Source organism: Chamaesiphon sp. VAR_48_metabat_403, assembly GCF_031422475.1.
Classification (GTDB): Bacteria; Cyanobacteriota; Cyanobacteriia; order Cyanobacteriales; family Chamaesiphonaceae; genus Chamaesiphon.
In genome coordinates this window covers 1-23,456 of the sequence record NZ_JANPLS010000222.1, presented here as the reverse complement: position 1 = coordinate 23,456, position 23,456 = coordinate 1, and the positions used below count along the sequence as shown (strand labels likewise).

Sequence of the window (23,456 nt, the reverse complement as noted above, 5' to 3'; positions counted from 1 at the left end):
TAGACATGCAAGAAGAGCTAAACATTCTAATTCAAGCTCAATATCCCTTAATCTATCTTGTGACGGCTGAGGAAGATCGTGCCGAAAAAGAAATCGCCACGATCGCACAGTCGAAACAGCAACCCCGCAAATTGTATGTGTGGACGTTGACTCATGGGATGGTGGAGTACGGACAAGCCCGCACGACACAGCACAACACGACATCGCCGGAAGCCGCGATCGAGTGGACGACCAGACACAAGGAGCCAGCTATCTTTGTCTTCAAAGATTTGCACCCATTCAAGGACTCGGCAGGAGTAACCAGGTGGTTGCGAGATGCGATCGCTAGCTTCAATGGTACGCAGAAGGCAATTATCCTGATGTCGCCAGTCCAGCAAATCCCGATCGAATTAGAAAAAGAAGTTGTAGTGTTAGATTTTGCCCTGCCCAGCCTGAGCGCGCTCGATCGAGTTCTCTCTGTGCAACTAGAGCAAACCCGCCAAAATCGGCTCCCTAATGATGCCCGTGAAAAGCTACTTAAAGCTTCACTCGGTCTGACTAAAGACGAAGCCGAAAAGGTTTATCGCAAAGCTTATGTCAAACGCGGCAAAATTACCGAAGCCGAAGTTGACATCGTATTATCAGAGAAAAAGCAACTAATCCGCCGGAATGGGATTCTCGAATTTATCGAAGAAGACGAAACCATCGACTCTGTAGGCGGATTAGACGAACTTAAAGGCTGGTTGGTTCAACGCTCTGACGCTTTCACCGAACGGGCGCGGACTTATGGATTGCCACAACCTAAAGGGATGTTGATTCTTGGAGTGCCGGGCTGCGGTAAATCGTTAATTGCCAAAACCACTTCTAGACTGTGGGGTTTACCCTTACTCAGACTAGATATGGGTCGCGTCTACGATGGCTCTACTGTCGGACGCTCTGAAGCTAATCTCCGCAGTGCCCTCAAAACTGCCGAATCAATTTCTCCAGCAATCTTATTTATCGACGAACTCGATAAAGCCTTTGCCGGGACGGCGGGTTCTGGCGACTCCGATGGCGGTACTTCCAGCCGGATCTTTGGATCTTTCCTGACTTGGATGCAGGAAAAAACCTCGCCCATCTTCGTGATGGCAACAGCTAACCGTGTCGAACGACTGCCAGGGGAATTTTTACGCAAAGGACGATTTGATGAAATTTTCTTTGTCGATTTACCCATTCAGTCCGAACGGGAAGCCGTATTTAGTATTCACTTGAGTAAGCGCAACCGAGATGTAGAACGTTTCGATCTGCCGCAACTTGCTAAAGTTGCCGATGGATTCTCTGGTGCTGAAATAGAACAAGCCTTAATCGCCGCTATGTATGATGCTTTTGCCCAAAACCGAGAGTTTACGCAACTAGACATTATCGCCGCCATTAAGGCTACTCTGCCCCTCTCGCGGACAATGACAGAGCAGGTAACTGCTTTGCGAGATTGGGCAAGACAGCGAGCGCGTCCCGCCGCTGCCTCAGTCGCTGAATATCACCGACTGGAGTTTTAACAAGCTTGCTCCGATTTACCGGAGTCAAGGTGCTAGTTGCTTCGATTGGGGAATAATTAACCTATCGACACTAGCAAGGAGACCAAACCCGATCGACTGACAAACCCGATCGTGTGCCCTGACAGTTCAAGTTGTCGTTTCGCCTAACTCAATCTTATTCGAGGAAACCGATATGTCTCACTTTAGCACTCTCCGTACCAAAATCACCGACGCTGAAATCCTCAAAAATTCTTTGCGCGATCTCGGTATCAACGTCAAAACTGAAACCGATTTACGCGGCTACCAAGGTCAACGCGTCCGCGCGGATATCGTCGCCATCTTAGAAGGCGAATACGATCTAGGTTGGTCTCGCAACGCTGATGGTTCTTTCGACCTTATCGCCGATCTCTGGGGCGTTGCGAAAAAGCACAACCAAACCGAGTTAATTAACTCGATCAACCAAAAGTACGCAGTCAACAAAACTTTATCTGAAGTTCAACAACGTGGTGGTCTCCAAAACGCCAATGTTACTCTGGTTCTTCAGTAGTAATTGTCTTGCTCATCCCAAATTGAAGGGGTCGATTCTAAACAGAATCGACCCCTTTTTATCGATCGAATATTTCAAAGATTGACAATTAACCCTGGTTGCAAATCTGGCACAGTACTTTAATTGATTTGTGTTCGATCGCATTTAGCAAGAAACTAAAGTTTTAGATTTAGATCTGTCTCCTGAAGAATCATCAAAAATAGCTCCTCTATCTCTCAAATCCTGCTCCATAGATTTGGATATCCCTGAGCTATCTATAAATCGAGCATCCTTTACATTAGTATCACTTAAATCAGCACCAATCAAGTTCGCATTATTTAGATTTGCGCCACTTAGGTTTGCATCTTTTAGATTAGCAAAGCTTAGGTTTGCACTAAATAAATTGGCATTAATCAAACTGGCACCTCTTAGATTGGCAGAACTTAGGTTCGCACGAAACATATCAGCATTATCTAGATTAGCAACGCTCATTTCAACATGATTCAGATTAGCATCATAGAGGCTAGCACCAAATAAACTGGCACCAGTCAGATCTGCACCTCTCAGATTGGCATCATTCAAGTTAGTACCACTTAGGTCAACACCTTGTAGCTTTCGATATTCGATTGGCTGTTTAATAATGTCTCTGACTAATCTATGTTTAAAATTTTCTCGATTTAGGTCTTCTTTTCGATCTGCACTATGAAGATCGAGATTTTCAATTATTTTTGCAGTCGGAGTATTGGTAAAGTAACTATCGATGGATTCTTCAATTTTTTTGTGGTCTATCATGTGGTTAACCCGTGTCGATATATATTTTAAAAATCTTTTTCGGTCAACAACATAGATTCAGAAATCAAGCTTGTCTCTCTCACAGCCACTTGAATATGAGATTTATTATAAATTGCCGAACCTGGATATATCTCTTCACCCTCTTGAAAACAGGCACGGACAGCAAGGATATTTATATTCATTGGTTTTAAAATATCTTCAACTAAAGTATCTACAACCAATCTATCCAAGGCATGATATCCAATCGATATTTTATTCGGGGGGAGTATGGAGCTAGTTTGTTTCTGTAAATACTGGTGTGTTCTTCTAAGATGGTTAGCCCAGTTAGGATCTTGACTATAGTCTAGTAAATCCATCAACTCTACTCTCCTTATCCTAACAAGAGATCGGATGACCGCAGGATCTCCTCCCTTTGTTTCGCTGTATTCACGCGCCCAATCCCAAGCACGATAGGGCGCATCTTGCCAAAAATAAACACCTTTTCCCAACCAATCGTAACGGTTGCGACTAGGAAGAAACCCTATTTGCAGTATTCGTCTCGCTGACTCTATGTTAGTACCATGATATCCGACTAATTCAATAGGGTCGAGGATGGAATCGGACATTTAGATCGGGTGACTAATTATTTAGATTGATGCTGGCTAGCCTAGTATGCCACAAAAATAAGGGGAAGGGCAATTTATAAATTGCCCCTCCCCAGGTTGATTATACTAAAACTAAATTACGTTTCTTCTGATGGGTTGGATTGACCGATGACTGGTGCTAAGAAAGCAACTAGAACGCCGATCGCAAACCCGGCACAATTGCGGAATAATGGTAACCATTCAGCAGTCCGTGTGATTACAGGTGCAACCCCAAACGCGAAGAACAGAATGCCCCATAATGGTGAGAAAATCAACGCCCACTGCCAAGCAAAACCGTCACCAGGTTTGCGATATTGTCCGGCAAATCCACAAATTATGCCGCCGAGAATCGAGCTAGTAAGCGTCAAGATCCATTGTTCTTTGGGCAAACCGGGGACGACATTACAACCGCCTCTGACTAGGCAAGTTTTTACGGCTTCTAGAGAGTCGGTAATGGCACTATCTTCGCCATTTTCACGGACATAGTACATATTGCCAAATCTGGTTTGCAGTTCGATCCAGAAGGTTCTAGGCATGAGTTTGTAAACATCATCGCCGACTCGGAAGTTAAGGGTATTCCCGCCGCGAGAATCGGAGACAACGAGGACGCTTTTCTCATCTAGCCCCCAATATCTACTCACCGCGCGTCCGGGTGTACGATCGTACTGAGTTAAGATTCGCAGTTTCCAGCCAGTGTCGGCTTCAAATTTGTCGATATCTTTGACTAAGTTCTCTTCTTGGATGGGGGTGAAGGTTTTTGCCAAGTCGATAATCGGGGTTTGCTCTGTGGGTAAGAGTTCGGGGTTATCAACGGCTTGGGCGGATGGTGCGATCGACCACACGGATATACTTAAAAGAATGGCAAGCGCAGATCCGAGCAGGCGGCGTAATATCATTGGGGATGAAGGCATGTGCTATTAAAGTCAGTAATATCGATCGGGTAAGAATTGGCGATCGGCATTCATCACTGCCAACCTTGCAACTATCTCGACCTGTAAAAATTAATCTATTATTAATTTACTTTACAATACTTTACGACGAAATGGGGCAATTTGCTCGATGCCGATTCCGCAAGGCGGAGGCTACGCCAAAGCCGGATCGTTAATTCGATCGAAGGGGCTGTTTGACAAGTATAAAATCTGATGATAAGAACTACAACTAAAATTAAATGAGAATTATATTGGCTCTCCCCCTAATATGGGGCAAAGTCATCTAATTAAGATTGGAGTGATTCTACGTCCAGGTTGAGAATTTGCGATCGATTATATTCTAGTAAAGCTTTGGCAAATGTAGCCGCAGTAGGGGTAATTCGTCCTTCAGGGATGCGATCGAACAGATCGATGATATGTTCGGCAGTAATCAGTCTGAGCTTATTTTGCCAGATTTTGGCAGCTTGAGGATATAGTTTGGCAGATCGAATAAATGCATCGAATGTAGACAAGTAGGTTCCTCGATCTTTTTCTACAAAAGGACAGCGATTAATTCGATCGATACTATCTGCGATGGATAAAATCATCTTTCTCTTTTGAAGATCGGAACCTATACTACCCAAACTTGTACCATGGTCATAAGTAGGTAATAGCTTTAGCTTACCATCGACTCTAATCGACTCCCAATTTCCTACATGTCGATCGGTATTGTTTGTCAGACAGTCTAAAAGCAGATATCCAACAAAAGTCTCTGCCCCACTTGTTATTCCATCTATTTGATAATTGCTAGGAGATTTTACTTCAGCTAGATTTAGAGCATACAATACATTTTCGACGGTATACTTATAATCCGATCCTAATATTTCCATCAGAAATCGTTTACCGCTCTGTTGATTTCTCCCATTAATAGGGACGCAATTGACAGATATTATTCCTTCTTGAAATTCAGGAGGATCGCCTAAATGACCAGTTCCAAACTCGTACCTCGATCGAACCAATCCATAAAAAATCCAGTAATCATATTCTTAGTCACAAGTACTTTACTCTTATAATATTTATGATAAAAATATTGAGATCGAGCTTACATTCTACACATCTAAAAAAGGTCAGGGATAAGGGAGATTAACCTACACCTAAAAAGTGAGCTGCTCCCGTTGGTATTTACTATCTATTGGGTTACTTCTAAATATCAAATCGACAAGATTCTGGTTTAACTGGACATTCTCGTTCGCCGATTTGATTGTGGCGGAGATAGAGATCTGTTAAATTATTAGCTAATTTAGCAAGTGGTTTGACATTACTGATTTTATTTTTTGAGAGTCTCAAATCGGTTAATTTAGTCAGATTAGCCAACGGTCTGATATCGCTAATTTGATTGGAGTTAAGATCTAGAGATTTCAAATTAGTCAATCTGCCTAATGGTTTTACATCGCTAATTTGATTGTTAAAAATTTCGAGGTAAGCCAGATTAGCCAATCCACCTAAAGGTTTGACATTGCTAACCTGATTAGAATTAAGGAAAAGTGTATTTAAATTAGTCAAATCGGCTAGTGGTGAGATATCGCTAATTTGATTGGCATTGAGATCGAGTCCTTTTAAATTAGTTAAACTCGCTAGTGGTGAAATATCGCTAATTTGATTAGAATTGAGAAAAAGTGCTTTTAAATTAGTTAAGCTTGCTAAAGGTCGAACATCGCTGATGTGGCGATCGCTCAAATAGAGTTCGGAAAGACTACTAAGTTTAGCATCTGCCTGTTGACAATTCTGAGTACCAGCTCTTTCGAGCAGTGCATCGATCGTTTGCTTGGTAGCTGTCGGGACAGAACTTTTTTGTTGACACCACTGTGCGAAACTTTTTTTGGTATTTGTCTGTTGTGCCGAAACTGTCGTTAGGGAGAGTAATTGGCAGCATATTCCGAACAGGCTTGCCAGTATAAAATTTTTCTTCATAACTTTAGATATCCAAAAGGTACGGCTCTTAACCAAACATTGGAACCTACACGCGTAAATATGCAATTTCCGGAAATTCTCCCGATCGACAAATCGACAACCGCGCAAATACACCGACTGAAATCGCGCTATTAGCCTCTAGTCGTTAATAGTTTGAGATCGAACTCGGTTTCAAAAATGGGTTTTTTATAATCCAAGCTCCAACATTCGAGCACGCACGCATCTGCGGGATCGGTAGGGAAAAATGTGAGATGACACTCACGAGTGGTAAGATCGCAATTGAGGCTGACATCTTTAATAGCACCGATTCTGCGCCTGTCGAGAGCGACGGCGACGCGGAGGATCGCGCTGAGTTGAGAAACAATCGATCTTTGGTCTTTGGTGAGATTTTGAAGATTTTGATGTTTTTTCTTAGGCGGACTTTTGCGATGGTAACGAGCGACATTGGCAATCAGATCGATTTCAGATTCGGTGAAGCCTAGCAACTCGCCGTAGCGAATGAGGTAATAAGAATGCTTGTGATGGGCATCGTGACTGACGAAGTGCCCGCTATTATGTAAAATTGCCGCACTCCAGAGCAACTGTCGGATCGATTTATCCCAGTTATGGATCTGCCCGTGAGTTTGATCTAACAGGCTCAATGCTAGTTCGGCGACGCGTTGGGAATGGGGGAGATCGACACCGTATTTACCCGCGATTTTGAGGGTGCTGCGTTCGCGAATCGAACCTTGATATTTAAGCCGATCTTCGATCAATCCCTGCGTGAGCATCCAATCGACAACTACACCCTCGCGGAGGCTGCGTTCGCAGACAGAGAGAGATTTCATCCCCAACATCGACATGGCTTCTTGGAGAATTACCGCACCTGCGACGATAATTTCCGATCGGCGATCGGAGATACCTTCGATTGTAGTGCGTTCGGCGACGGTCATTTTCCGCAACCGATCGATCAGGTTGCGTAATTCGGATAGCTGAATTTTAAAGCCATGAATCCGATCGGGGACTTGACCATTTTTATCGATATTGAGTACGGCCGCAAGGGTTTCGATCGTGCCAGAAGTACCGACCATTTTGGGCAGTTCTCCCGGTTGGAGATTGGCTTTAATCTCGTCGATCGCCCGTTCTAATTGACCGCGCACGAAGGCTCTGAGATAATTTAAGGATAGATCGCTAATGGGATTTGTAGGCAGAAATTCGGTGGTTAGCCTCACCGCACCGATTTTAGTACTGCTGAGGGTGCGGGGTTCGTGGCTGTCGCCCAAAATTAATTCGGTCGAACCGCCACCGATATCGATAATCATGTGGGGCGTATTATTAAATTCGACTCCCGATAGTACCCCCAAGTAAATCCGCCGCGCTTCTTCTTGTCCAGAAATAATATTGACTGATAAGCCTAATTCTGACTCGATCGATCTGACAAAATCGTGTCCGTTGGGTGCCTCGCGGACTGCACTAGTCGCCACCGCATAAATTTGCTGGACATTGAGACTTTTGGCAACTTCCTGACACCGTTTTAGCGCGCCTAAGGCACGAAGAATCGCCTCTGGCGTGAGATTGCCCGTCTGGGGGTCGCGATCGCCCAACCGGACTGTTTCCTTCTCACGGGCGATAATACTAAAGGCTGGTAAATCGGCAACAATTCGCACGATCACCATATGCACTGAATTGGTACCGATATCGATCGCAGCAATAATCGGATCGGTGGAGATACGATCGCGATCGACCGTGGCTGAAGATTCTGCTACTACATTTACCATCGAAATTTCCAGCCAGGTGAGAGGTTTGGTGTCATTACCGCCATCGATTCTCCACAGGAGAGGCTACGCCAACGGGGAGTGTCTATGATTTGCAAATTAGAGACAATAATACTATTTAGCTCTAATGTACAGCTTGGCTGCGTTCTAACACAAGCAGTTGGGAGGGGGAGACGAGGGGACTGGGGGACTAGGGGACTGGGGGAAAGATACTTTCGTCGTCTCCCCGTCTCCCCGTCTCCCCGTCTCCTCGTCTCCTCGTCTCCCATCTCCCATCCAGACCCTTTATAATAATTAAAATTGCAACACTAAGTTCAGCGTGACGATCCAGAAAGAGACATTAGAGTTATTAGAGTGGTCTCGGTTATGTCAGCAGGTAGCGACATTTGCGGCGACAAAGCTGGGCGCGATTGCCGCCAGAAATTTGGTAATTCCCCAACAGCTTAGTATTAGCCTCAATTTACTCGCACAAACCAAGGAAGTATATGATTTAGAAACCCGCTTGACTGGTGGGTTGTCATTCGATGGCATCGAAGATTTTGGTGATGCACTCGAACGCGCCGCAGTACAGGGGATGCTATCGGGGCAAGAGTTACACGAGATCGCCACTACCCTGGCGGGAATGCGGAAGTTACGCCGAACTCTCGATAGTGAAGAAAAAATTCCCGTTCTACAAGCATTAATCGCCGATGTGCGGACTTATCCAGAATTAGAGCAAGAGATTTATCATTGCATCGACGATCGCGGTGATGTCACGGATCGATCGAGTGACAAATTAGCCCAGGTACGGGTGCAGCTTAAAGGATTGCGCGATCGGATTTATAAGTCGCTCAATAGCCTGATTCAACGTCAATCGAATGCAATCCAACAGCCGTTAATTACCCAGCGGGGCGATCGCTTTGTCATTCCCATAAAAGCTTCTCATAAGGATGCAATTCCTGGTGTAGTTCACGATACATCGGGGAGCGGATCGACTTTATATGTCGAACCCCAACAGATTATCAATTTGGGCAATCAACTGCGCCAACTCCAACGCCAGGAGCAACGAGAAATCGAACTAGTACTAACGGCATTAACCGCCAAGGTAACGGCAGTCGTCGAAGATCTCGAACATCTGCTTGTCATTGCCACGACGATCGATTTAGCCACAGCTAGAGCTAGATACAGCCTCTGGTTATCAGCCAATCCACCCCGGATTATCGATCGAGCCGCTAATGAATATATTACCCTCCGCCAACTTCGCCATCCCCTGCTAATCTGGCAACATCAACACGAGCAAGGCTGCGCCGTCGTCCCGATCGATCTATCGATTCGCCCAGATATCCGCGTTGTCACCATTACTGGCCCTAATACGGGCGGAAAAACCGTTACCCTCAAAACCCTCGCGATCGTTGCTTTGATGGCGAAGGTGGGGCTATTTATCCCCGCCCGCGAGCCAGTTGAGATTCCCTGGTTCGACCTAATTCTTGCCGATATCGGCGACGAACAATCTCTTCAGCAAAGTCTCTCGACTTTTTCGGGACATATTCGCCGGATTAGTCGGATTTTAGATGCGGTGGGAGCGGGGACGGAGATGGGAGATGGGAGTGGGGAGATGGGAGACGGGGAGACGGGGGGACGAGGGGACGGGGAGACTGGGGGACTGGGAGAGGGGGAAATTTCAATCCAAAATCCAAAATCTAAAATCCTGCTTGGTGAAACGCACGCTGAGGGAACCTCAGCGCGATTTCATCCGCAAAATCTCTCAGCTCTCATCCTCCTGGATGAAGTTGGTGCTGGAACCGATCCTGCTGAGGGGAGTGCTTTGGCGATCGCGTTGTTGCAACATTTAGCCGATCGCGCAATGCTGACGATCGCGTCTACTCACTATGGCGAATTAAAAGCCCTCAAATATCAAGACAGTAGATTTGAGAATGCTTCGGTAGAATTCGATGATGTCAGCCTATCGCCGACTTATCGATTATTATGGGGCATCCCCGGTCGATCGAATGCCTTGTCGATCGCGCAAAGATTGGGTTTGAATGCCCAAGTTGTCGATAATGCCCGATCTCAGGTAGTTTTGGGTGCGACTCAAGAAGTCAATGAAGTAATTGCCGGATTGGAAGCACAACGCCGCAGTCAGGAAACCAAGGCAAATGAAGCGGCTAATATCTTAAAACAGGCAGAAGCATTCTATCTGGAAGTTTCCCAAAAAGCCGCCCAACTGCAAGCACGGGAACAAGAACTTAAAGTCAACCAAGAACGCGCGATTCAAGCCGCCATTGCCGAAGCCAAAGGCGAAATCGCTCAAGTCATCCGCCAACTTCAACAAGGCCCCCAGACCGCCCAGGCTGCCCAGCAAGCCACTTCAAATCTAGAGGGACTCACAAATCGGCATATTCAAGCCAAATCGACCCCCAAGCCGCCACCAGGGTTCAATCCGCAGGTAGGCGATCGCATCCGCATTCCCAAATTAGGACAAACTGCTGAAGTCCTCAGTAAAGTGGACGATAATGGCAATCTTAATGTCAAGTTTGGCATCATGAAAATGAATGTCGCCCTCGTTGATATCGAGTCGCTAACTGGCGAAAAAGCCGCTCCACCGCCTAAAAAGTCTGGTGCCAAAGTTCCCGGTACGGTAACAAAGCCACCCGTCGTTGCCATTCGGACATCCCAAAATACTGTAGACGTGCGGGGACAACGCGTAATGAATGCCACCGTCGAGATCGATCGGGCACTCGATCGAGCCTATCAATCGGGCATTATGTGGATAATTCATGGCAAAGGTACGGGCAAACTCCGCGAAGGCATTCACGAGTTTTTAGCCGATCGTGCTTATGTCGATCGCCTTGAAATGGCTGGCGAAAAAGATGGTGGCGGCGGCGTGACGATCGTCTATCTCAAGTAATCGGCGTTAAATAATCCTATCTGGCGCGGATTGAACCTATTTTTGTCAGCGGCTGTCTAAACACTAAGAATAGATAATTGTCACGCATCTTCACGATCTCATAGTGGCATAAACCTCCTGCTTTCAACCTCAATTGAAGCAATTTTTCCGCTGTATTTACAAATATTATAGAGATCGATACTAGCTTGTTACTGAAAGTTAATTAGCTTGCAAATCTGGTGATGCCATTAATTTAGGTTATTTTATCTAAATTAATAATCGGGAACTTTCTTTGAAACAAACCGACATTTAAACTTAACCGATTCGAGATGTATCGATTGAAAATTTTCTGAATTTAATTTGGAATTGTTTTTAAAAATCACTCAATCGTCCCCCATCCCGATCGAACTTATAATTGCCGTCAAATTGCCATCAGGCTCAAAGATCGGTTAACTATAAATTCGATCCTACTTGAAAAATCTCCAGTTCTCAGTACGGGTGGGGTTCAACTCCCAATTATTACTCAATTTAGGACATTTATGAAAAAACTCATTCAAGCTCTGCTCGGTACGGCAACACTCATCGCCGCTAGTATGGCTCCTGCTTTTGCTAATATCGATCGCAAGGTCGAAATTTTAGATGCTAAATATGGTGGAAATGGCTGTCCGGCTAATTCTGCTAGCGTCACAGTCAGTCCCGACGGACAAGAACTCAGCATTTTATTCGATAAATTTATTGCGGAAGGCAACAATCCCAGCCAAAGCCGTAAAAGCTGTAATTTAAGCATTCCCATTCAAGTACCTCAAGGTGTACAAATTTCCCTCTACGATGCTGATTATCGCGGCTATGTCGCACCTGCAACTTCGGCTAATTTACGTGCTGAATACTTTTTTGCAGGCAATCGCGGCTCTGTCTTTAGTCGTAAATTTAATGGAGAAACAAACTATAATGTTCGCGATCGATTGGCAACTGTCGCTAATGTTTGGTCGGCTTGCGGTAAAAGTGTAAATATGCGCGTTAATGCCGCCATGTCCGCTCAAGGAAAAGGCATGGCAACAGTTGACTCTTTCGATTTAGCAAATCGAGGGCTAGTTTATCACATCCAGTATCGGACTTGTTCGGCACGCTAATAGTTTGTAGCTACCGATCTTGCATAATTTATCAACCAAGGGATTAAACCCCTTGGTTTTTTACTGCCAATTCTGTATTCTCGATCTTTATTAAAATTTGCACGTTGTTGACAAATCTAAATAATTGACCACTCTTGTCACCAACCACCGGATAATGAACGAACGTTGATAACTAAATTTTAATGATGCGATGGATACTAGTTTAATTCTGTCAAATATCTTGAATCCGCCAGTACTATTCTTTTTTTTAGGAATGCTGGCAGTTTTCGTCCAGTCCGATTTAGAAATACCCAACCCCTTACCCAAGCTGTTTTCGCTTTATCTATTAGTGGCAATCGGCTTTAAAGGCGGGCATGAATTGTATGAGAGTGGTTTGAATCCGCTAATTATCAGCACTTTATTAGCAGCAGTATGGATGGCATCGATCGTGCCACTCTACTCCTTCTTTATTCTACGACTGAAGTTGGACAATAATAATGCTGCGGCGATCGCCGCTACATATGGCTCGATTAGCGCAGTTACCTTCATTACGGCTAGTTCCCTCCTCGACAAGATTGCCATCCCCTACGGCGGGCACATGGTGGCAGCTCTGGCATTAATGGAGTCACCCGCGATTGTCGTTGGTTTGATCTTAGTGCGGGTGTTTAACAAAAAAGCAGCAAATGAATCTAAAGACGAGGAAGAAAGTGCGGAAACTTCTTGGACTGAAGTGTTACGCGAGGCTTTTTTGAATGGCTCGGTCTTGCTGTTAATCGGTAGCCTGGTTATTGGCGTACTTACAGGCGGCGATGGCTGGGCAAAAGTACACTTATTTGTCGAAAAAGATCTTTTTTACGGCGCATTAATGTTTTTCCTGTTGGACATGGGACTAGTCGCCGCTAGGCGGATTCAAGATCTCCAGAAGACCGGAATGTTTCTAATTAGCTTTGCGATCTTGATGCCAGTTGCGAATGCTTTAATCGGGATACTTTTAGCCAAGGTAATTGGCATGGGTGAAGGTAACGCACTATTATTTGCCGTTCTTTGTGCGAGTGCTTCTTACATCGCCGTGCCAGCAGCAATGCGGATGACTGTACCCGAAGCTAATCCCAGTTTGTATGTATCGATGGCTTTAGCGATTACATTTCCGTTCAACATTATTGTTGGTATTCCGCTTTATCTACAAACTATTAAATTAATGGGAATTTAAATATGCTACAGTCTGTTAAAAAAGTGGAAATTATTGTCAGTTATCTCGAAGTCCCTGCCGTTTTAAAAATTCTCAAAAAGAATTTAGTTCAAGGCTATACTGTGATTAATAATGTTTCTGGCAGTGGCGAACATGGCTATTCTGGTGACGATCTAATTACCAATAGCTATATTATGATTATTTGTACCGAGCTTGCAATGGCGGAGCAATTATCAAATGCCCTGCAACCCCTACTCAAGAAGCTAGGGGGAATTTTTATCGTTACCGACGCTCAGTGGATCGCTCATTAATTATAGATGGGAGCTGGGAGATGGGAGATGGAAGTAAAAAGTAAGGAGTGCTATTACTCCTTACTCCTAAAATCCAAAACCTAATACCTAATACCCAAAACCCAATACCTAATACTTATTCAGCTTTCATGCTCCAAGCTAATAACATGCCTGCGATTCCTAATTTGCTAGCTTCTAATACCCAGTAGATCGAGTGCAGTTGGTTCATTTCGACAGGAATGGATTTTGTCGTTGCGAAAATATCCAAATCGATACCCAAGCCACTCATATAAGGAGTGAGGATAAAAGTATAGCTCATCGCGATCGCCAGCAGCATTCCCGCACCGACAAACATCTCCGTCTGCCGATCCAGCTTCGATACTTGGCTTGATGCCCACACACAGCTCAGTGCTGCCGCCGCACACAATAATTCTACGCGGTTGAAAATCCAGAAAATGCTATAACTAGCTGAAGCAAATCCACTACCTTCCATCATGCCAGTCATCCATAAAGTTGGCATGATGACTAGATCTAAAATTAAGCTACCGCTCAACCAAAATCCCAAGCTACCAACGATGAGATTCTGCCATCGCGTTGCAACCATCCGTTCGACTGAGAATCTATTATTGCCGCCACTGTTATATGCTTGTGTCATGTTATCCACCTCAGATCGATTGCTGCTTACTATTCAGGATAACTTATGAGACTGATAAGGAATACTAATTTTTGTATCGACCTAGCTCTTACTTATCGGTGGATTCGAGCGTTATGCAGTCATCGATCGCTTCTAAATACTGTTCCTCTAGTAAAAAAGCATGGCGATCGAATTTTACCACCCAATAATTACCCGGTTTGCGATCGATAATGCACCCGATCGTCCCAAGCTCTAACAAGTTGGGAGAGCGCAATGTCGGCATCGGATCGGCTGTTTTTAAATAAGTTGGTAACGCAACTACCCGCACAGTGGTACCAATGTTAAATTTTTGAGACATAAGTTATTACTTGTCAACGATCGGTTATTAATTATCAACGATAAATATTTTTTGAGATCGATCGCCAATTAGTGCCGCACCATACTATACTCAGATTCAGCGCATCTAGTCAGATCGGATAATTTTATCAAGTACCCACTGCTAAGTAATTAAATTAAACTACAGCAATCTAGATTGTGTCAGTCGATCGATTTTGAAGATCCTGTGCTACCATTATAGATGAAGATTATTTTCGGCTGTATGGTTCTTTTTACAAGCTTTTCTCCGAATCTAACTCTCTACACCTACAGGATTCTGGAGACAGCGATATGTCAATTTACGTCGGCAATTTATCCTACGAAGTAACGCAGGACGATTTGAACCAGACTTTTGCCGAATACGGTAAAGTAAAACGGGTTCAGTTGCCTACCGACCGGGAAACTGGTCGTCTACGCGGTTTCGCTTTCGTTGAAATGGAAACAGACGCAGAAGAATCTGCTGCTATCGAAGCTCTCGATGGTGCTGAATGGATGGGTCGCGACCTCAAAGTCAATAAAGCGAAGCCTCGTGAAGAAAAAGGTTCATTTGGTGGTGGTGGTGGCGGTGGCGGCAACCGTCGTTACTAAACTCAACCCTTAAAGTTCGAGTCTAAAAAAGTGAAAGGGCATACTCTAAGTTTGTCCTTTTTTGGTCGATAAATAGCTGAATGGAAATACATCCTTCAGCCTTAAAATAAGTAAGTTTGTGGATGGGTTAGGATGTCTCAAGTAATTCCCGGTGAAAGTGAAGGCATTGAGTCAGTGCTACGCCGATTCAAGCGAGAAGTCTCCAAAGCGGGGATTTTTCCTGATATGCGGAAGCACAGGCACTTTGAAACTCCAATTGAAAAACGCAAGCGCAAAGCGATTGCCAGACACAGACAAAATAAGCGTCGGTTCCGCACTTAATTCGCTCTCTGTCTGAAATAATTACCACTAGCAATCTGTTCGGAGAGTTATCTAACTCGATCGAGCAGATTTTTAGTATGGATGTATCTTCACCCGATCGGGATTTATTTAATTGCAACCGCTGTCGATCGAAGTGAATTATTTAAAGCGATCGAGAACAGCTTGTCCAAAGGCATACTTGATGCTTTTGCCATCATCGAAATCACACTTTTGCTCGCAAAAGAGCAGTACAGTCCTGCTTCTAGAAACCACGGTTGCCCATTGGGATCGATGCGGAAATCAAACAGACTGTAATGGCGGCAACCTAAAGCGATATGGCATTTTTTGGCGGCATCCCACACCCTAGCTGTAATTGGGTCGGCAGGATCGACAATCCAGGATTTGGTACTACCCTTGGCAACCATATATAAATCACCATTTTGGTTTTCACCGAGCTTATCGTCGTAGCGGCGAATAGGCTGGAGATCCCGATCCATGCGGTACTCTTCTAAAGGCAAACAGACAAGCTCCCCATCCCGAACCAGAATACCGCAGCGAACTTCTCGACCGAGTTCGATAAATGTCTCGACTAGCACTTCATCAGCATAAGTAAAAGCTGTCTTTAAAGCAGGCTCGTATTCATCGCGATTTCTGACTAAAGCTACCCCTAGAGAATTGTCTGCATTTACAGGCTTGATCACTGCTGGTGGTTCGATTGTCATTCTGACAGGCTCTGCCAACGAAGGTCGATCTCCGAGGCGCAGTAGTTCTCCTGACGGGATGTTCACACCTGCTGCGGCAACGATCGATCTAGTTTTAGCTTTATTCGCAGTTAATGCCATCACATCGGGAGTATTGCCCAAGTAGGGAATATCGAGCAGATCGAATAGAGCGCGGTAGTACGTCATGCCAGGGATACAAAACATCTGGGGCACCATGACATCGATTTTGAGTGCCGTTAGAGCTTGAACTGCCTCAACCACAGATACAGGGCTGGCTGCATCGATCGCTTCCCGACTCAGATCGGATGGAAACCGCCATTGACGATCGGGTGTAATATAAGCAATATAAAATTCATAGAGTGCGGGATTGGCGGTAGACTCCAGACAATCTTGAGCATACAGACGAGACAAATTGCCGTAAAACTCACTAACCGCAGACCCAACCAAGTGTAGAACGCGCATTACCATAAATTAATCTCCCGCAGGCTCGACAAGTTTACCAATATTAAAATCAATCCGCATCCAGCCTTTAAGCTGCCGCAAATTTTCTAGCAACAGCCAGGGAATCTGGGCGTGATGCACCATCAAAAACGGCAGTGGATCTGCCCAGTCAAAAATTGCATCTTTGCCACTTACAATAATTTTTAGCCGCTGCCCGATCTGCGTGGGCTGCGTCACCAATCGCCAAATTTCATGGTAAATCCAGTAAGTTGGACGACTGGATTTGAGGGGTTGAATGACGGGAACATCGCTCTCTAAATAAGCCCTAGCGACATCAGGATGGTTGTAGAACATCGTAATTGCTGAATGGGTGCGCGGATTACACTCGATCGCATACACACCTCCATCCTGTGTCTGAATGAAATCAAAGGAAACTTGCCCTGTCAGCTTCAGACCGCTGACAAACTTGCTCACCCATGCTTCGATCTCCGGTTTATCCACCATTTCATAGTTGATCTGGAAGGCTGACGATTCACAGCAACAATGCAGTTGCAATTCTCCATTCCGCACGGTGCTGTGGGTGCAATATTCTTGTCCCGAAATAAACGCTTGCATAATCCACGGATTATGCTCGGAAATCGGCAATTCGTCTACAAATGCTGCTGTCGCTAGCGGTGTCTCGCATGGCAATTGAGTCAGATTTAACCGCCGCACCGAGTCATAGGGAATGCTTTTGACAATGTATGCGTGTGCTTGCTTAGAAAAATCGAAGTCTAGGATTTGCTGAGGATCGGTGATGCAATAGGAATCAGGGACAGCCAAACCTAGCGATGTGGCAATCGCCGAAAATTTAGATTTATCATCCAGTTTTTGCACCAGTTCTGGATCGAAGTGCATCACTTCACAATACTTGGAGAGTACCTGTTTGGCTTCAGCATCATAATAACTGGCAACCGGACTACAGACGGGGATATAGACATCTACGCCTTCTTTTTGGACGATCTCTAACAGCGCATCGAGGTAGTCCTTTGCTTGAGGCTTGGGAACGGTGTAAAAGCGATCGACTGCCCAAGAGAATCGATGCCCTGTCAGCCAATATTTGTGCGATTCGACTAGGATGACTCGATGACCTGCTCGATCGAACGATCGAGCTAGCTGTAACGCTTTGGTCATTTTGCCGCCACTAATCAGAATCGTTTTCGGGTTGGATGCGATCGTTCTCGGTGGTTGAAATATAGCCGATCTGAGTAATGCGATCGCGGTGAGCGTAAGGTTAAATGGTAAGACTAACAGCAGCAATATCAAAGTTGCGACTGTTTTGACGGTCGTTGTCATTACCTCCTGTGGCTGTTTGAGATCTGTTTTTTCAAAACCCATGATGGAATGTAATTTGGGAAAATAATTCGGACTATCTCAATCGAAATTTTAGCCATGTTAGACAGCTACCGCGATCTTTAAATCGCGGTAGAAATGCAAAACTCGACAGATATTGGTGGGGAGGGCGGGTTTGTTGAGATTTGGTAGTGCTAGGCGGGAATTTCTAGCATAAACCCGCCCTCCCCCACCAAAAAATCTCGAATGGGTTCTACACTCGGCGAATCAATGTCAGACCATCTCGCAACGGCAACAATACCCGATCGATCCTCGGATCTTCCGCGATTGTCTGATTAAACGTGGCGATCGCCAGCCCATTCGCGGTAGACTCACCCGCTAGGTAGGGTTGCCCCTGCATCAGCGTATTATCCACACAGATCGAGCCGTGTGGTGCCAGCAAGTCATTGTCTAGCAAGAAGTTCACATAGTTTACATAACCCCCCTTATCGGCATCGATAAAGACCAAATCGAACTTCTCATTCGCCGCAGCTAACTGCTGAAGTGTCGCCATTGCTGGAGCTACCTTGACCGATATCTTATGCCCGTTTGGAGATTCGTTAAAACATTCCTGAGCAAATTTCGCCACATAAGCATCGACCTCACAGGCAACCACTTCGCCATCATCGGGTAGAGCTTCAGCCATCGCTAGAGCAGAGTAGCCTGTAAACATGCCGATTTCTAATACTCGCCGCGCTTGGGTGACGTGGATGAGAAATTTGAGAAATTGACCTTCGACATGCCCTGAGAGCATTTCCTGCTCTAGCTGATGTCCGGTTTCGCGATCGACAAACCGCTGGCTCCAGTCTTCGGATTGAGTCCGGCGCACCAGTGCTGCTAGAGCGGGAGACTCTGGTGTCGTACAGTGACTCAGGTAAGGATCTAAGCCACTTGCCAACTCGCAAGCTTGGCGCAGTTCAGACTTCAACTTGGCATCGATGTCTGCGGCTGCTAGCTGTTGACTGACAAATTCAAGTTTTGCGGCTAAGATTCCCAGCGGTGTCACTGGTCTGGATGATGGCAATGTCGAGACTACTGTCATGCTTCCACCCCGACAGAAGCAGGAGCAACCGAGTTTAATGAAATGAACATGTCTTCACCATCGCCACCGCGAGGATAGTCCTGACAGATTTCTTTGTGAATCGCCAGATACTCGTCTAACTCAGCTCTGGTCAGATCGTTGAGGAAAGAACAACTGCCGATCGGGTGAGGTACTGCGGCTCTGAGCAAGCCATCTCGCGTCCTGCCGATCGATTCTGTGGCTTTCCACAATAGTTCGGGCGTTAGATAAGAGCTATCGATCGCCAAACCGATCCGGCTCATCAATCCTAAAATCCGGTTGCGTTCGCCGACCGAAATATAACCCCGCTGCTGAGCAATGGTCGCCGAGAATGCCATATCGATATTCACGCTATGACCGTGAAACATTGGAATTGATGGCGTTAGTTCCAAGGTTGGACTCCAGGTATGACCGTAAGCAATTACCCGATCGAGGTCTAGCTCGTGTAAATTGGGTACCTCTAGACCGAGCATGGTATTAATCGCATCATACGTCACCTTGTGCGCGACATTGCGTAGCTCAGACGTACCATCTAAGTAGCCAAAGTGTGTGTGTAACAGGTCTTCACCATATTTTTCTAACAGCTCAAAGATGCCATTATTCGCGACCACAGCGATTTTGATCAGCTCCGCCATGCCGTTTCGTACCTGATCTACAGGTAGGGTCTTGAGGAAGGAGAAGTCTAGAATCACCTTTTGCGAAGCATGATAAGCACCAAGCCTGTTTTTTAATTTACCGTGGTTGACGGCTACTTTGATCGCCACACTGGCATCAATCAGCCCAATCAGTGTCGTGGGCACTCTGATATAATTCGTGCGACGGCGATAAGTTGCACAAGCAAAGCCCGCTACATCTGTGGTTAAACCACCGCCAACGACTAAAACGGGTTCTTTGCGTACCAAACCAAAATCTGCAAACGCATCGACAATTCGCTCGACCGACTGTAGCGTTTTATCTGTCTCTTTAATTGAAACGGGAAAGACCGTTAGGTCGATTTGATAATGCTGGAAATATGCTTGGATCTGCTCGCCATAAAAACCGTACACAGTTTCATCTACAACCATTAGACAGCGACCAAATTGACTATAGCTGTCGGCAATCTCCGCGTTCTCAATTGCAAAAGCTCCATTTACATAAAGCAAACTGAAGTCAATTTTTTCGTATCCCTCAACATGAAAAGCTGTTTCTGTAGCCTGGAAAGTTGCTTGAACGTTAGTCATTATATTTTCCTAATGTCTTTGATACATGCCACTTATATAGCTCTTTATAGAACTTAACAATCTTTCTAAGAATTATCAAGTCGATTACCTACGGTACGCTACGCGAACGAGCCTCCATCGTCGCAGAATTCAGGCTAGGAGGGTGAGCTAGTTTATACAATTGGTTCGCCCAACACCAGCCCCCGATGCAATACTCGATCGCCGATAACCTCTGAGTGGTCGGCACGATGCATCGTGCAACGGTTATCCCAGATCGCGATGTCGCCGATTTGCCATCTGTGACGGTAAAGTCGGTAGTGGCGAATTGAATGCTGATACAGCAGCCGCACGAGCCGTTGCGCTCGTTCGCACCGCGTCGGCTCTGCCGAATCGATTGGCATACCAGAGATCGCCTGACAGCGTTCTGGTGTCGATAAAAATAAGGCTAATCGATCGGAAAGAGGATGCCGTAGAAATAGAGGATGCCAACTTTGGTTTTCTTGATGCTCGTCAAGTTTTAGCCCAGACATGACGTGGAGCACCCGCGCCTCGGCAAGCTGCTCTTTCACAGTGCTGGGCAATGTCTCATAAGCACGGTATTGATCCGAGAATAGGGTTGCCCCACCAGATGCCGGAATAGTTACAGCACGCAATGCTGTGAAAGCGGGCGGTCTGGCAACATAGCTGGTATCTGTATGAAAAACGCTCCTCGGTGGTCGATCTCGCCCAACATTGCTGACAACATTTAGATCGGGTTGATGTGCTACTGGGATCTCACCCGCTGTAAAAGTCATCACTCCCAATCGACTCAAGAAAGCTACAAAGTCGGCATCACTCACGGCTTGCCTGCGGAAGACGAGCAAGCCATTACTTGCAATGATATGCTTTAAAGAAACTAGATCTCGATCGTCGATCTCTGTGATGTTAATCTCGTTCACCTCAATTCCAAATGGCGATAGTTCGCGAAAGTTCATATTTGCTTGAATCATAATTTATTGCTGTACAGCTTGCTCGATCTCTTATTTGAATTACTCGCAAGAAACTTTTGCAGATCGTCAAAATCTAATCGATCGACCAAATGCTTTGCTCGATTAAAGTCGTGATGAGCGGTGTTTTGATTTGGAAATGCGATACAATCTAAGCCCGCTGAAATCGCAGATTCTAGCCCTCCTAAGTTATCTTCAATTGCAATGCAATTATCTGGCTTTTCACCCAGCTTTTCTAGGGCAAAAGTGTAAGCGGCTTTATCTGGCTTTGGGCGATCTATGCGATCGGCATTTGTGATGAGATCGAAATCATTAACCTGGATAATTGGGTGCAGAGCTGCCATCAGTAAAGAAATATTTTCCTGAGCAGTTGTTGTTACAAAAGCAATTTTCAAACCTTTGATTTTTGCACTCTGAATTGTTTCAACTACGCCTGAGCGAGGTTGTAACTGAGATTCGGTTAAGCTGTTTTGAAAAAATTCGGACTTCGATCGATGAATTGTCTCAGCATCAACTGTTTGCCCGATCGAATCAGCATAATCGGCAATCCGATTTTGACCGCCGCTGTTTTCTAGCATTGTCAGATACTCTTCTCGATGCCAATCCCAGTCGAGTCCATGAGCCTTGAAAGCTTGATTGAAAGCCTGTCTTTGCAGTTCGGATGTATCTGCGATCGTACTAATAGAGCCAAAGAGAATAGCTGGCATAGAATTCCTCAATTATTTATAATTTCTAATTATCTGTACCCAACCGCAAGTTACATTATGTTGTGCTTGCCATTCCAATATCTTAAATTTATTACAATTCGCTGGCATCTATCAATAGGAATATAGAATAGATGCCAAAAGCTAAATTGAATATTCTTTGTCGAAATTTGCAAGGAATCGCTTGCTGCTATTACTTATTTTGACTGGGATAACTTCCTAAGATGTGGTTCGGCAAGCTGATGATTCTTTGAGCAGCAATGTCATAGGTTAAGTCATACTTTCCACGCATTCACGATCGTTAAACCTACCAACGCAAAACACACAACAATTATCGTCCAAAACCAACCTTCTTCGATCGCACCATTTTTACCTAGCAATACTAGTAAGCTAAAACCCACGACAGTCGGCGGTAAAATTAGCGGTGCGATTAGAACTGCTTCAATTAAAGATCGCGCTCGGCCTCGGTAATAGTACATTCTATAAGCGACGCTCGTTTCCAACCCAAATGTAAAAAATGTTGCCAGTAGAGATACTTTAAGAGAAATCCATAATGGTGAAAGATCGGGCATTAACATGCGATCGCGATGCAATTTCCTAGAAGATCGATGCTAAGATTCAGCAACCCCAAATCCATATTTTATAAATATAGCTCGTGCCGATTTACTTTGTAAAAAATCGATGTATTGTTTCGAGGCGGCTGGCAATTTACTAGACTTTAAAACTGCGATCGAATATTTAATTGGAGCGTGTAATTTAGGATTTGCTATTGCCACGATCTCGATTTTATCCGAACTTCTCGCGTCGGTAAGATAAACTATTCCGGCATCGACATCGCCAGTTTCTACCGCCGTCAACACCGCGCGGACATTACTCGCTAATATAAATTTAGATTTTACCCGATTGAATATTCCTAAACTCTTAAATACTTCAGTTGCATATTGTCCCGCCGGAACAGTGCGAGGTTCGCCAATAGCAATGCGTTGAATTTGAGATCGATCGAGTTGCTGAAAATTTGTTATTTTTAAGGTAGATTGTTTGGGAACGATTAGCACCAATTTATTTGTTAATAAATTGAGATAAGTTCCTGCTACTAATAATTCCTTTGCTTTCAGCTCATTCATTTGCTTGTCAGCCGCTGAAATAAATACATCTACAGGCGCGCCGCGTTCGATTTGTTGTTGCAAGGCACCAGAAGCCGCAAAATTATAATTGACTGGCTGGGTGGCATTTGCATTAGTGTAGAGTGGGGTAATTTCTTGCAGTGCCTTCTGGAGGCTGGCTGCTGCTGCGACTAAAATTGTCGATGTCGAAGCTGGAGATCTAAATGCACGGTGCTGTATTTGGAGCGTAAAAAAGATCGCCAAGATCGTTGCCAGTAGACTCAAAAGTCCTAATTGCCAAGACTTTATACGCATAAAATTAATGAGGTAAAAATGGACGCTTGCGCGTCCACTTGCTAAAGCTTATTTTAAATTAGCAGCAGCAAAATCCCAGTTTACCAAGCTATCTAAGTAGGTACTGATAAAATCAGGGCGGCGATTTTGGAAATCGA

General features: G+C 45.0%; 24 protein-coding genes and 1 pseudogene. 8 read left to right on the top strand and 17 right to left on the bottom strand.

Going from position 1 to position 23,456, the window contains the following annotated elements:
• Positions 1-5 precede the first annotated feature (5 nt).
• Together RMO79_RS10425 and RMO79_RS10420 are read left to right on the top strand one after the other, a co-directional pair.
• Positions 6-1,514, top strand: coding sequence for an AAA family ATPase (locus RMO79_RS10425; RefSeq protein WP_310483082.1), 1,509 nt, complete (start codon positions 6-8; stop codon positions 1,512-1,514).
• A gap of 172 nt (positions 1,515-1,686) precedes the next feature.
• A complete protein-coding gene (locus tag RMO79_RS10420) occupies positions 1,687-2,040 on the top strand; it encodes a DUF1257 domain-containing protein (RefSeq protein ID WP_310483081.1) in 354 nt (117 codons plus the stop codon).
• A gap of 144 nt (positions 2,041-2,184) precedes the next feature.
• Here the strand turns inward: RMO79_RS10420 and RMO79_RS10415 are convergent, their stop codons facing one another.
• The 6 genes from RMO79_RS10415 to RMO79_RS10390 all read right to left on the bottom strand — a co-directional run bounded on the left by RMO79_RS10415 (position 2,185) and on the right by RMO79_RS10390 (position 8,070).
• Entirely contained in the window at positions 2,185-2,811 is a 627-nt protein-coding gene (locus tag RMO79_RS10415; RefSeq protein WP_310483080.1) for a pentapeptide repeat-containing protein, read from the bottom strand.
• A 26-nt stretch (positions 2,812-2,837) separates the two neighbouring features.
• Positions 2,838-3,416, bottom strand: a complete 579-nt coding sequence (locus tag RMO79_RS10410; protein ID WP_310483079.1) for a hypothetical protein — start codon at positions 3,414-3,416, stop codon at positions 2,838-2,840.
• A 116-nt stretch (positions 3,417-3,532) separates the two neighbouring features.
• On the bottom strand, positions 3,533-4,345 hold the full coding sequence (locus RMO79_RS10405) for a TPM domain-containing protein (protein ID WP_310483078.1): 813 nt from the start codon (positions 4,343-4,345) through the stop codon (positions 3,533-3,535).
• Positions 4,346-4,650: 305 nt separating this feature from the next.
• Positions 4,651-4,950 (bottom strand): hypothetical protein, encoded by a 300-nt coding sequence (locus RMO79_RS10400; RefSeq protein WP_310483077.1) that lies wholly within the window; start codon positions 4,948-4,950, stop codon positions 4,651-4,653.
• Positions 4,951-5,545: 595 nt separating this feature from the next.
• The gene (locus RMO79_RS10395) at positions 5,546-6,313 is read right to left on the bottom strand and encodes a leucine-rich repeat domain-containing protein (RefSeq protein ID WP_310483076.1); all 768 of its coding nucleotides are present in this window, start codon (positions 6,311-6,313) and stop codon (positions 5,546-5,548) included.
• Between the two features lie 131 nt (positions 6,314-6,444).
• A complete protein-coding gene (locus tag RMO79_RS10390) occupies positions 6,445-8,070 on the bottom strand; it encodes a Ppx/GppA phosphatase family protein (protein WP_310483075.1) in 1,626 nt (541 codons plus the stop codon).
• A gap of 316 nt (positions 8,071-8,386) precedes the next feature.
• Here RMO79_RS10390 and RMO79_RS10385 point away from each other — a divergent pair, with 316 nt between their 5' ends.
• The 4 genes from RMO79_RS10385 to RMO79_RS10370 all read left to right on the top strand — a co-directional run bounded on the left by RMO79_RS10385 (position 8,387) and on the right by RMO79_RS10370 (position 13,542).
• Complete coding sequence (locus tag RMO79_RS10385) at positions 8,387-10,954, top strand: endonuclease MutS2 (protein ID WP_310483074.1); 2,568 nt, start codon at positions 8,387-8,389, stop codon at positions 10,952-10,954.
• Between the two features lie 518 nt (positions 10,955-11,472).
• Entirely contained in the window at positions 11,473-12,063 is a 591-nt protein-coding gene (locus RMO79_RS10380; protein WP_310483073.1) for a DUF4360 domain-containing protein, read from the top strand.
• 190 nt (positions 12,064-12,253) lie between these two features.
• Positions 12,254-13,252, top strand: coding sequence for a sodium-dependent bicarbonate transport family permease (locus RMO79_RS10375; RefSeq protein WP_310483072.1), 999 nt, complete (start codon positions 12,254-12,256; stop codon positions 13,250-13,252).
• A 2-nt stretch (positions 13,253-13,254) separates the two neighbouring features.
• Positions 13,255-13,542 carry a P-II family nitrogen regulator gene (locus RMO79_RS10370; protein WP_310483071.1) on the top strand — a complete coding sequence of 96 codons (288 nt, stop codon included), beginning with the start codon at positions 13,255-13,257 and terminating at the stop codon, positions 13,540-13,542.
• A 115-nt stretch (positions 13,543-13,657) separates the two neighbouring features.
• Here RMO79_RS10370 and RMO79_RS10365 read toward each other — a convergent pair whose 3' ends face one another.
• Together RMO79_RS10365 and sipA are read right to left on the bottom strand one after the other, a co-directional pair.
• Positions 13,658-14,176 carry a hypothetical protein gene (locus tag RMO79_RS10365; RefSeq protein WP_310483070.1) on the bottom strand — a complete coding sequence of 173 codons (519 nt, stop codon included), beginning with the start codon at positions 14,174-14,176 and terminating at the stop codon, positions 13,658-13,660.
• Positions 14,177-14,264: 88 nt separating this feature from the next.
• Complete coding sequence (gene sipA / locus RMO79_RS10360) at positions 14,265-14,513, bottom strand: regulatory protein SipA (protein ID WP_310483069.1); 249 nt, start codon at positions 14,511-14,513, stop codon at positions 14,265-14,267.
• 308 nt (positions 14,514-14,821) lie between these two features.
• Between sipA and RMO79_RS10355 the strand changes: the two genes are divergently transcribed.
• Both RMO79_RS10355 and rpsU read left to right on the top strand, forming a co-directional pair.
• A complete protein-coding gene (locus tag RMO79_RS10355; protein ID WP_295616036.1) occupies positions 14,822-15,118 on the top strand; it encodes an RNA-binding protein in 297 nt (98 codons plus the stop codon).
• A 132-nt stretch (positions 15,119-15,250) separates the two neighbouring features.
• A complete protein-coding gene (gene rpsU, locus RMO79_RS10350) occupies positions 15,251-15,439 on the top strand; it encodes a 30S ribosomal protein S21 (protein ID WP_015162498.1) in 189 nt (62 codons plus the stop codon).
• 104 nt (positions 15,440-15,543) lie between these two features.
• Here rpsU and RMO79_RS10345 read toward each other — a convergent pair whose 3' ends face one another.
• The 9 genes and pseudogenes from RMO79_RS10345 to RMO79_RS10305 form a co-directional block, all read right to left on the bottom strand.
• Positions 15,544-16,608 (bottom strand): D-alanine--D-alanine ligase, encoded by a 1,065-nt coding sequence (locus RMO79_RS10345; protein ID WP_310483068.1) that lies wholly within the window; start codon positions 16,606-16,608, stop codon positions 15,544-15,546.
• Between the two features lie 3 nt (positions 16,609-16,611).
• Entirely contained in the window at positions 16,612-17,958 is a 1,347-nt protein-coding gene (locus tag RMO79_RS10340) for an ATP-grasp enzyme (RefSeq protein WP_310483067.1), read from the bottom strand.
• A gap of 208 nt (positions 17,959-18,166) precedes the next feature.
• Positions 18,167-18,994 (bottom strand): class I SAM-dependent methyltransferase, encoded by an 828-nt coding sequence (locus tag RMO79_RS10335; protein WP_310483066.1) that lies wholly within the window; start codon positions 18,992-18,994, stop codon positions 18,167-18,169.
• The gene (locus RMO79_RS10330) at positions 18,991-20,232 is read right to left on the bottom strand and encodes a sedoheptulose 7-phosphate cyclase (RefSeq protein WP_310483065.1); all 1,242 of its coding nucleotides are present in this window, start codon (positions 20,230-20,232) and stop codon (positions 18,991-18,993) included. Before RMO79_RS10330 ends, RMO79_RS10335 begins: the two co-directional genes overlap by 4 nt.
• Before the next feature lie 152 nt (positions 20,233-20,384).
• Positions 20,385-21,200 (bottom strand): TauD/TfdA family dioxygenase, encoded by an 816-nt coding sequence (locus tag RMO79_RS10325; RefSeq protein WP_310483064.1) that lies wholly within the window; start codon positions 21,198-21,200, stop codon positions 20,385-20,387.
• Positions 21,197-21,904 (bottom strand): HAD-IA family hydrolase, encoded by a 708-nt coding sequence (locus RMO79_RS10320; protein WP_310483063.1) that lies wholly within the window; start codon positions 21,902-21,904, stop codon positions 21,197-21,199. Before RMO79_RS10320 ends, RMO79_RS10325 begins: the two co-directional genes overlap by 4 nt.
• 272 nt (positions 21,905-22,176) lie before the next feature.
• The gene (locus tag RMO79_RS10315) at positions 22,177-22,479 is read right to left on the bottom strand and encodes a hypothetical protein (protein WP_310483062.1); all 303 of its coding nucleotides are present in this window, start codon (positions 22,477-22,479) and stop codon (positions 22,177-22,179) included.
• Positions 22,480-22,512: 33 nt separating this feature from the next.
• On the bottom strand, positions 22,513-23,319 hold the full coding sequence (gene modA / locus RMO79_RS10310; protein ID WP_310483061.1) for a molybdate ABC transporter substrate-binding protein: 807 nt from the start codon (positions 23,317-23,319) through the stop codon (positions 22,513-22,515).
• Positions 23,320-23,367: 48 nt separating this feature from the next.
• A pseudogene (locus RMO79_RS10305) lies at positions 23,368-23,456 on the bottom strand (superoxide dismutase [Fe]); the annotation flags it as partial.

What these genes read in the sequence shown, in the direction of transcription:
- RMO79_RS10425 (WP_310483082.1), top strand. Translation starts at nt 6, where the DNA reads ATGCAAGAAGAGCTAAACATTCTAATTCAAGCTCAATATCCCTTAATC.
- RMO79_RS10420 (WP_310483081.1), top strand. Translation starts at nt 1,687, where the DNA reads ATGTCTCACTTTAGCACTCTCCGTACCAAAATCACCGACGCTGAAATC.
- RMO79_RS10415 (WP_310483080.1), bottom strand. Translation starts at nt 2,811, where the DNA reads ATGATAGACCACAAAAAAATTGAAGAATCCATCGATAGTTACTTTACC.
- RMO79_RS10410 (WP_310483079.1), bottom strand. Translation starts at nt 3,416, where the DNA reads ATGTCCGATTCCATCCTCGACCCTATTGAATTAGTCGGATATCATGGT.
- RMO79_RS10405 (WP_310483078.1), bottom strand. Translation starts at nt 4,345, where the DNA reads ATGCCTTCATCCCCAATGATATTACGCCGCCTGCTCGGATCTGCGCTT.
- RMO79_RS10400 (WP_310483077.1), bottom strand. Translation starts at nt 4,950, where the DNA reads ATGATTTTATCCATCGCAGATAGTATCGATCGAATTAATCGCTGTCCT.
- RMO79_RS10395 (WP_310483076.1), bottom strand. Translation starts at nt 6,313, where the DNA reads ATGAAGAAAAATTTTATACTGGCAAGCCTGTTCGGAATATGCTGCCAA.
- RMO79_RS10390 (WP_310483075.1), bottom strand. Translation starts at nt 8,070, where the DNA reads ATGGTAAATGTAGTAGCAGAATCTTCAGCCACGGTCGATCGCGATCGT.
- RMO79_RS10380 (WP_310483073.1), top strand. Translation starts at nt 11,473, where the DNA reads ATGAAAAAACTCATTCAAGCTCTGCTCGGTACGGCAACACTCATCGCC.
- RMO79_RS10375 (WP_310483072.1), top strand. Translation starts at nt 12,254, where the DNA reads ATGGATACTAGTTTAATTCTGTCAAATATCTTGAATCCGCCAGTACTA.
- RMO79_RS10370 (WP_310483071.1), top strand. Translation starts at nt 13,255, where the DNA reads ATGCTACAGTCTGTTAAAAAAGTGGAAATTATTGTCAGTTATCTCGAA.
- RMO79_RS10365 (WP_310483070.1), bottom strand. Translation starts at nt 14,176, where the DNA reads ATGACACAAGCATATAACAGTGGCGGCAATAATAGATTCTCAGTCGAA.
- sipA (WP_310483069.1), bottom strand. Translation starts at nt 14,513, where the DNA reads ATGTCTCAAAAATTTAACATTGGTACCACTGTGCGGGTAGTTGCGTTA.
- RMO79_RS10355 (WP_295616036.1), top strand. Translation starts at nt 14,822, where the DNA reads ATGTCAATTTACGTCGGCAATTTATCCTACGAAGTAACGCAGGACGAT.
- rpsU (WP_015162498.1), top strand. Translation starts at nt 15,251, where the DNA reads ATGTCTCAAGTAATTCCCGGTGAAAGTGAAGGCATTGAGTCAGTGCTA.
- RMO79_RS10345 (WP_310483068.1), bottom strand. Translation starts at nt 16,608, where the DNA reads ATGGTAATGCGCGTTCTACACTTGGTTGGGTCTGCGGTTAGTGAGTTT.
- RMO79_RS10340 (WP_310483067.1), bottom strand. Translation starts at nt 17,958, where the DNA reads ATGGGTTTTGAAAAAACAGATCTCAAACAGCCACAGGAGGTAATGACA.
- RMO79_RS10335 (WP_310483066.1), bottom strand. Translation starts at nt 18,994, where the DNA reads ATGACAGTAGTCTCGACATTGCCATCATCCAGACCAGTGACACCGCTG.
- RMO79_RS10330 (WP_310483065.1), bottom strand. Translation starts at nt 20,232, where the DNA reads ATGACTAACGTTCAAGCAACTTTCCAGGCTACAGAAACAGCTTTTCAT.
- RMO79_RS10325 (WP_310483064.1), bottom strand. Translation starts at nt 21,200, where the DNA reads ATGATTCAAGCAAATATGAACTTTCGCGAACTATCGCCATTTGGAATT.
- RMO79_RS10320 (WP_310483063.1), bottom strand. Translation starts at nt 21,904, where the DNA reads ATGCCAGCTATTCTCTTTGGCTCTATTAGTACGATCGCAGATACATCC.
- RMO79_RS10315 (WP_310483062.1), bottom strand. Translation starts at nt 22,479, where the DNA reads ATGTTAATGCCCGATCTTTCACCATTATGGATTTCTCTTAAAGTATCT.
- modA (WP_310483061.1), bottom strand. Translation starts at nt 23,319, where the DNA reads ATGCGTATAAAGTCTTGGCAATTAGGACTTTTGAGTCTACTGGCAACG.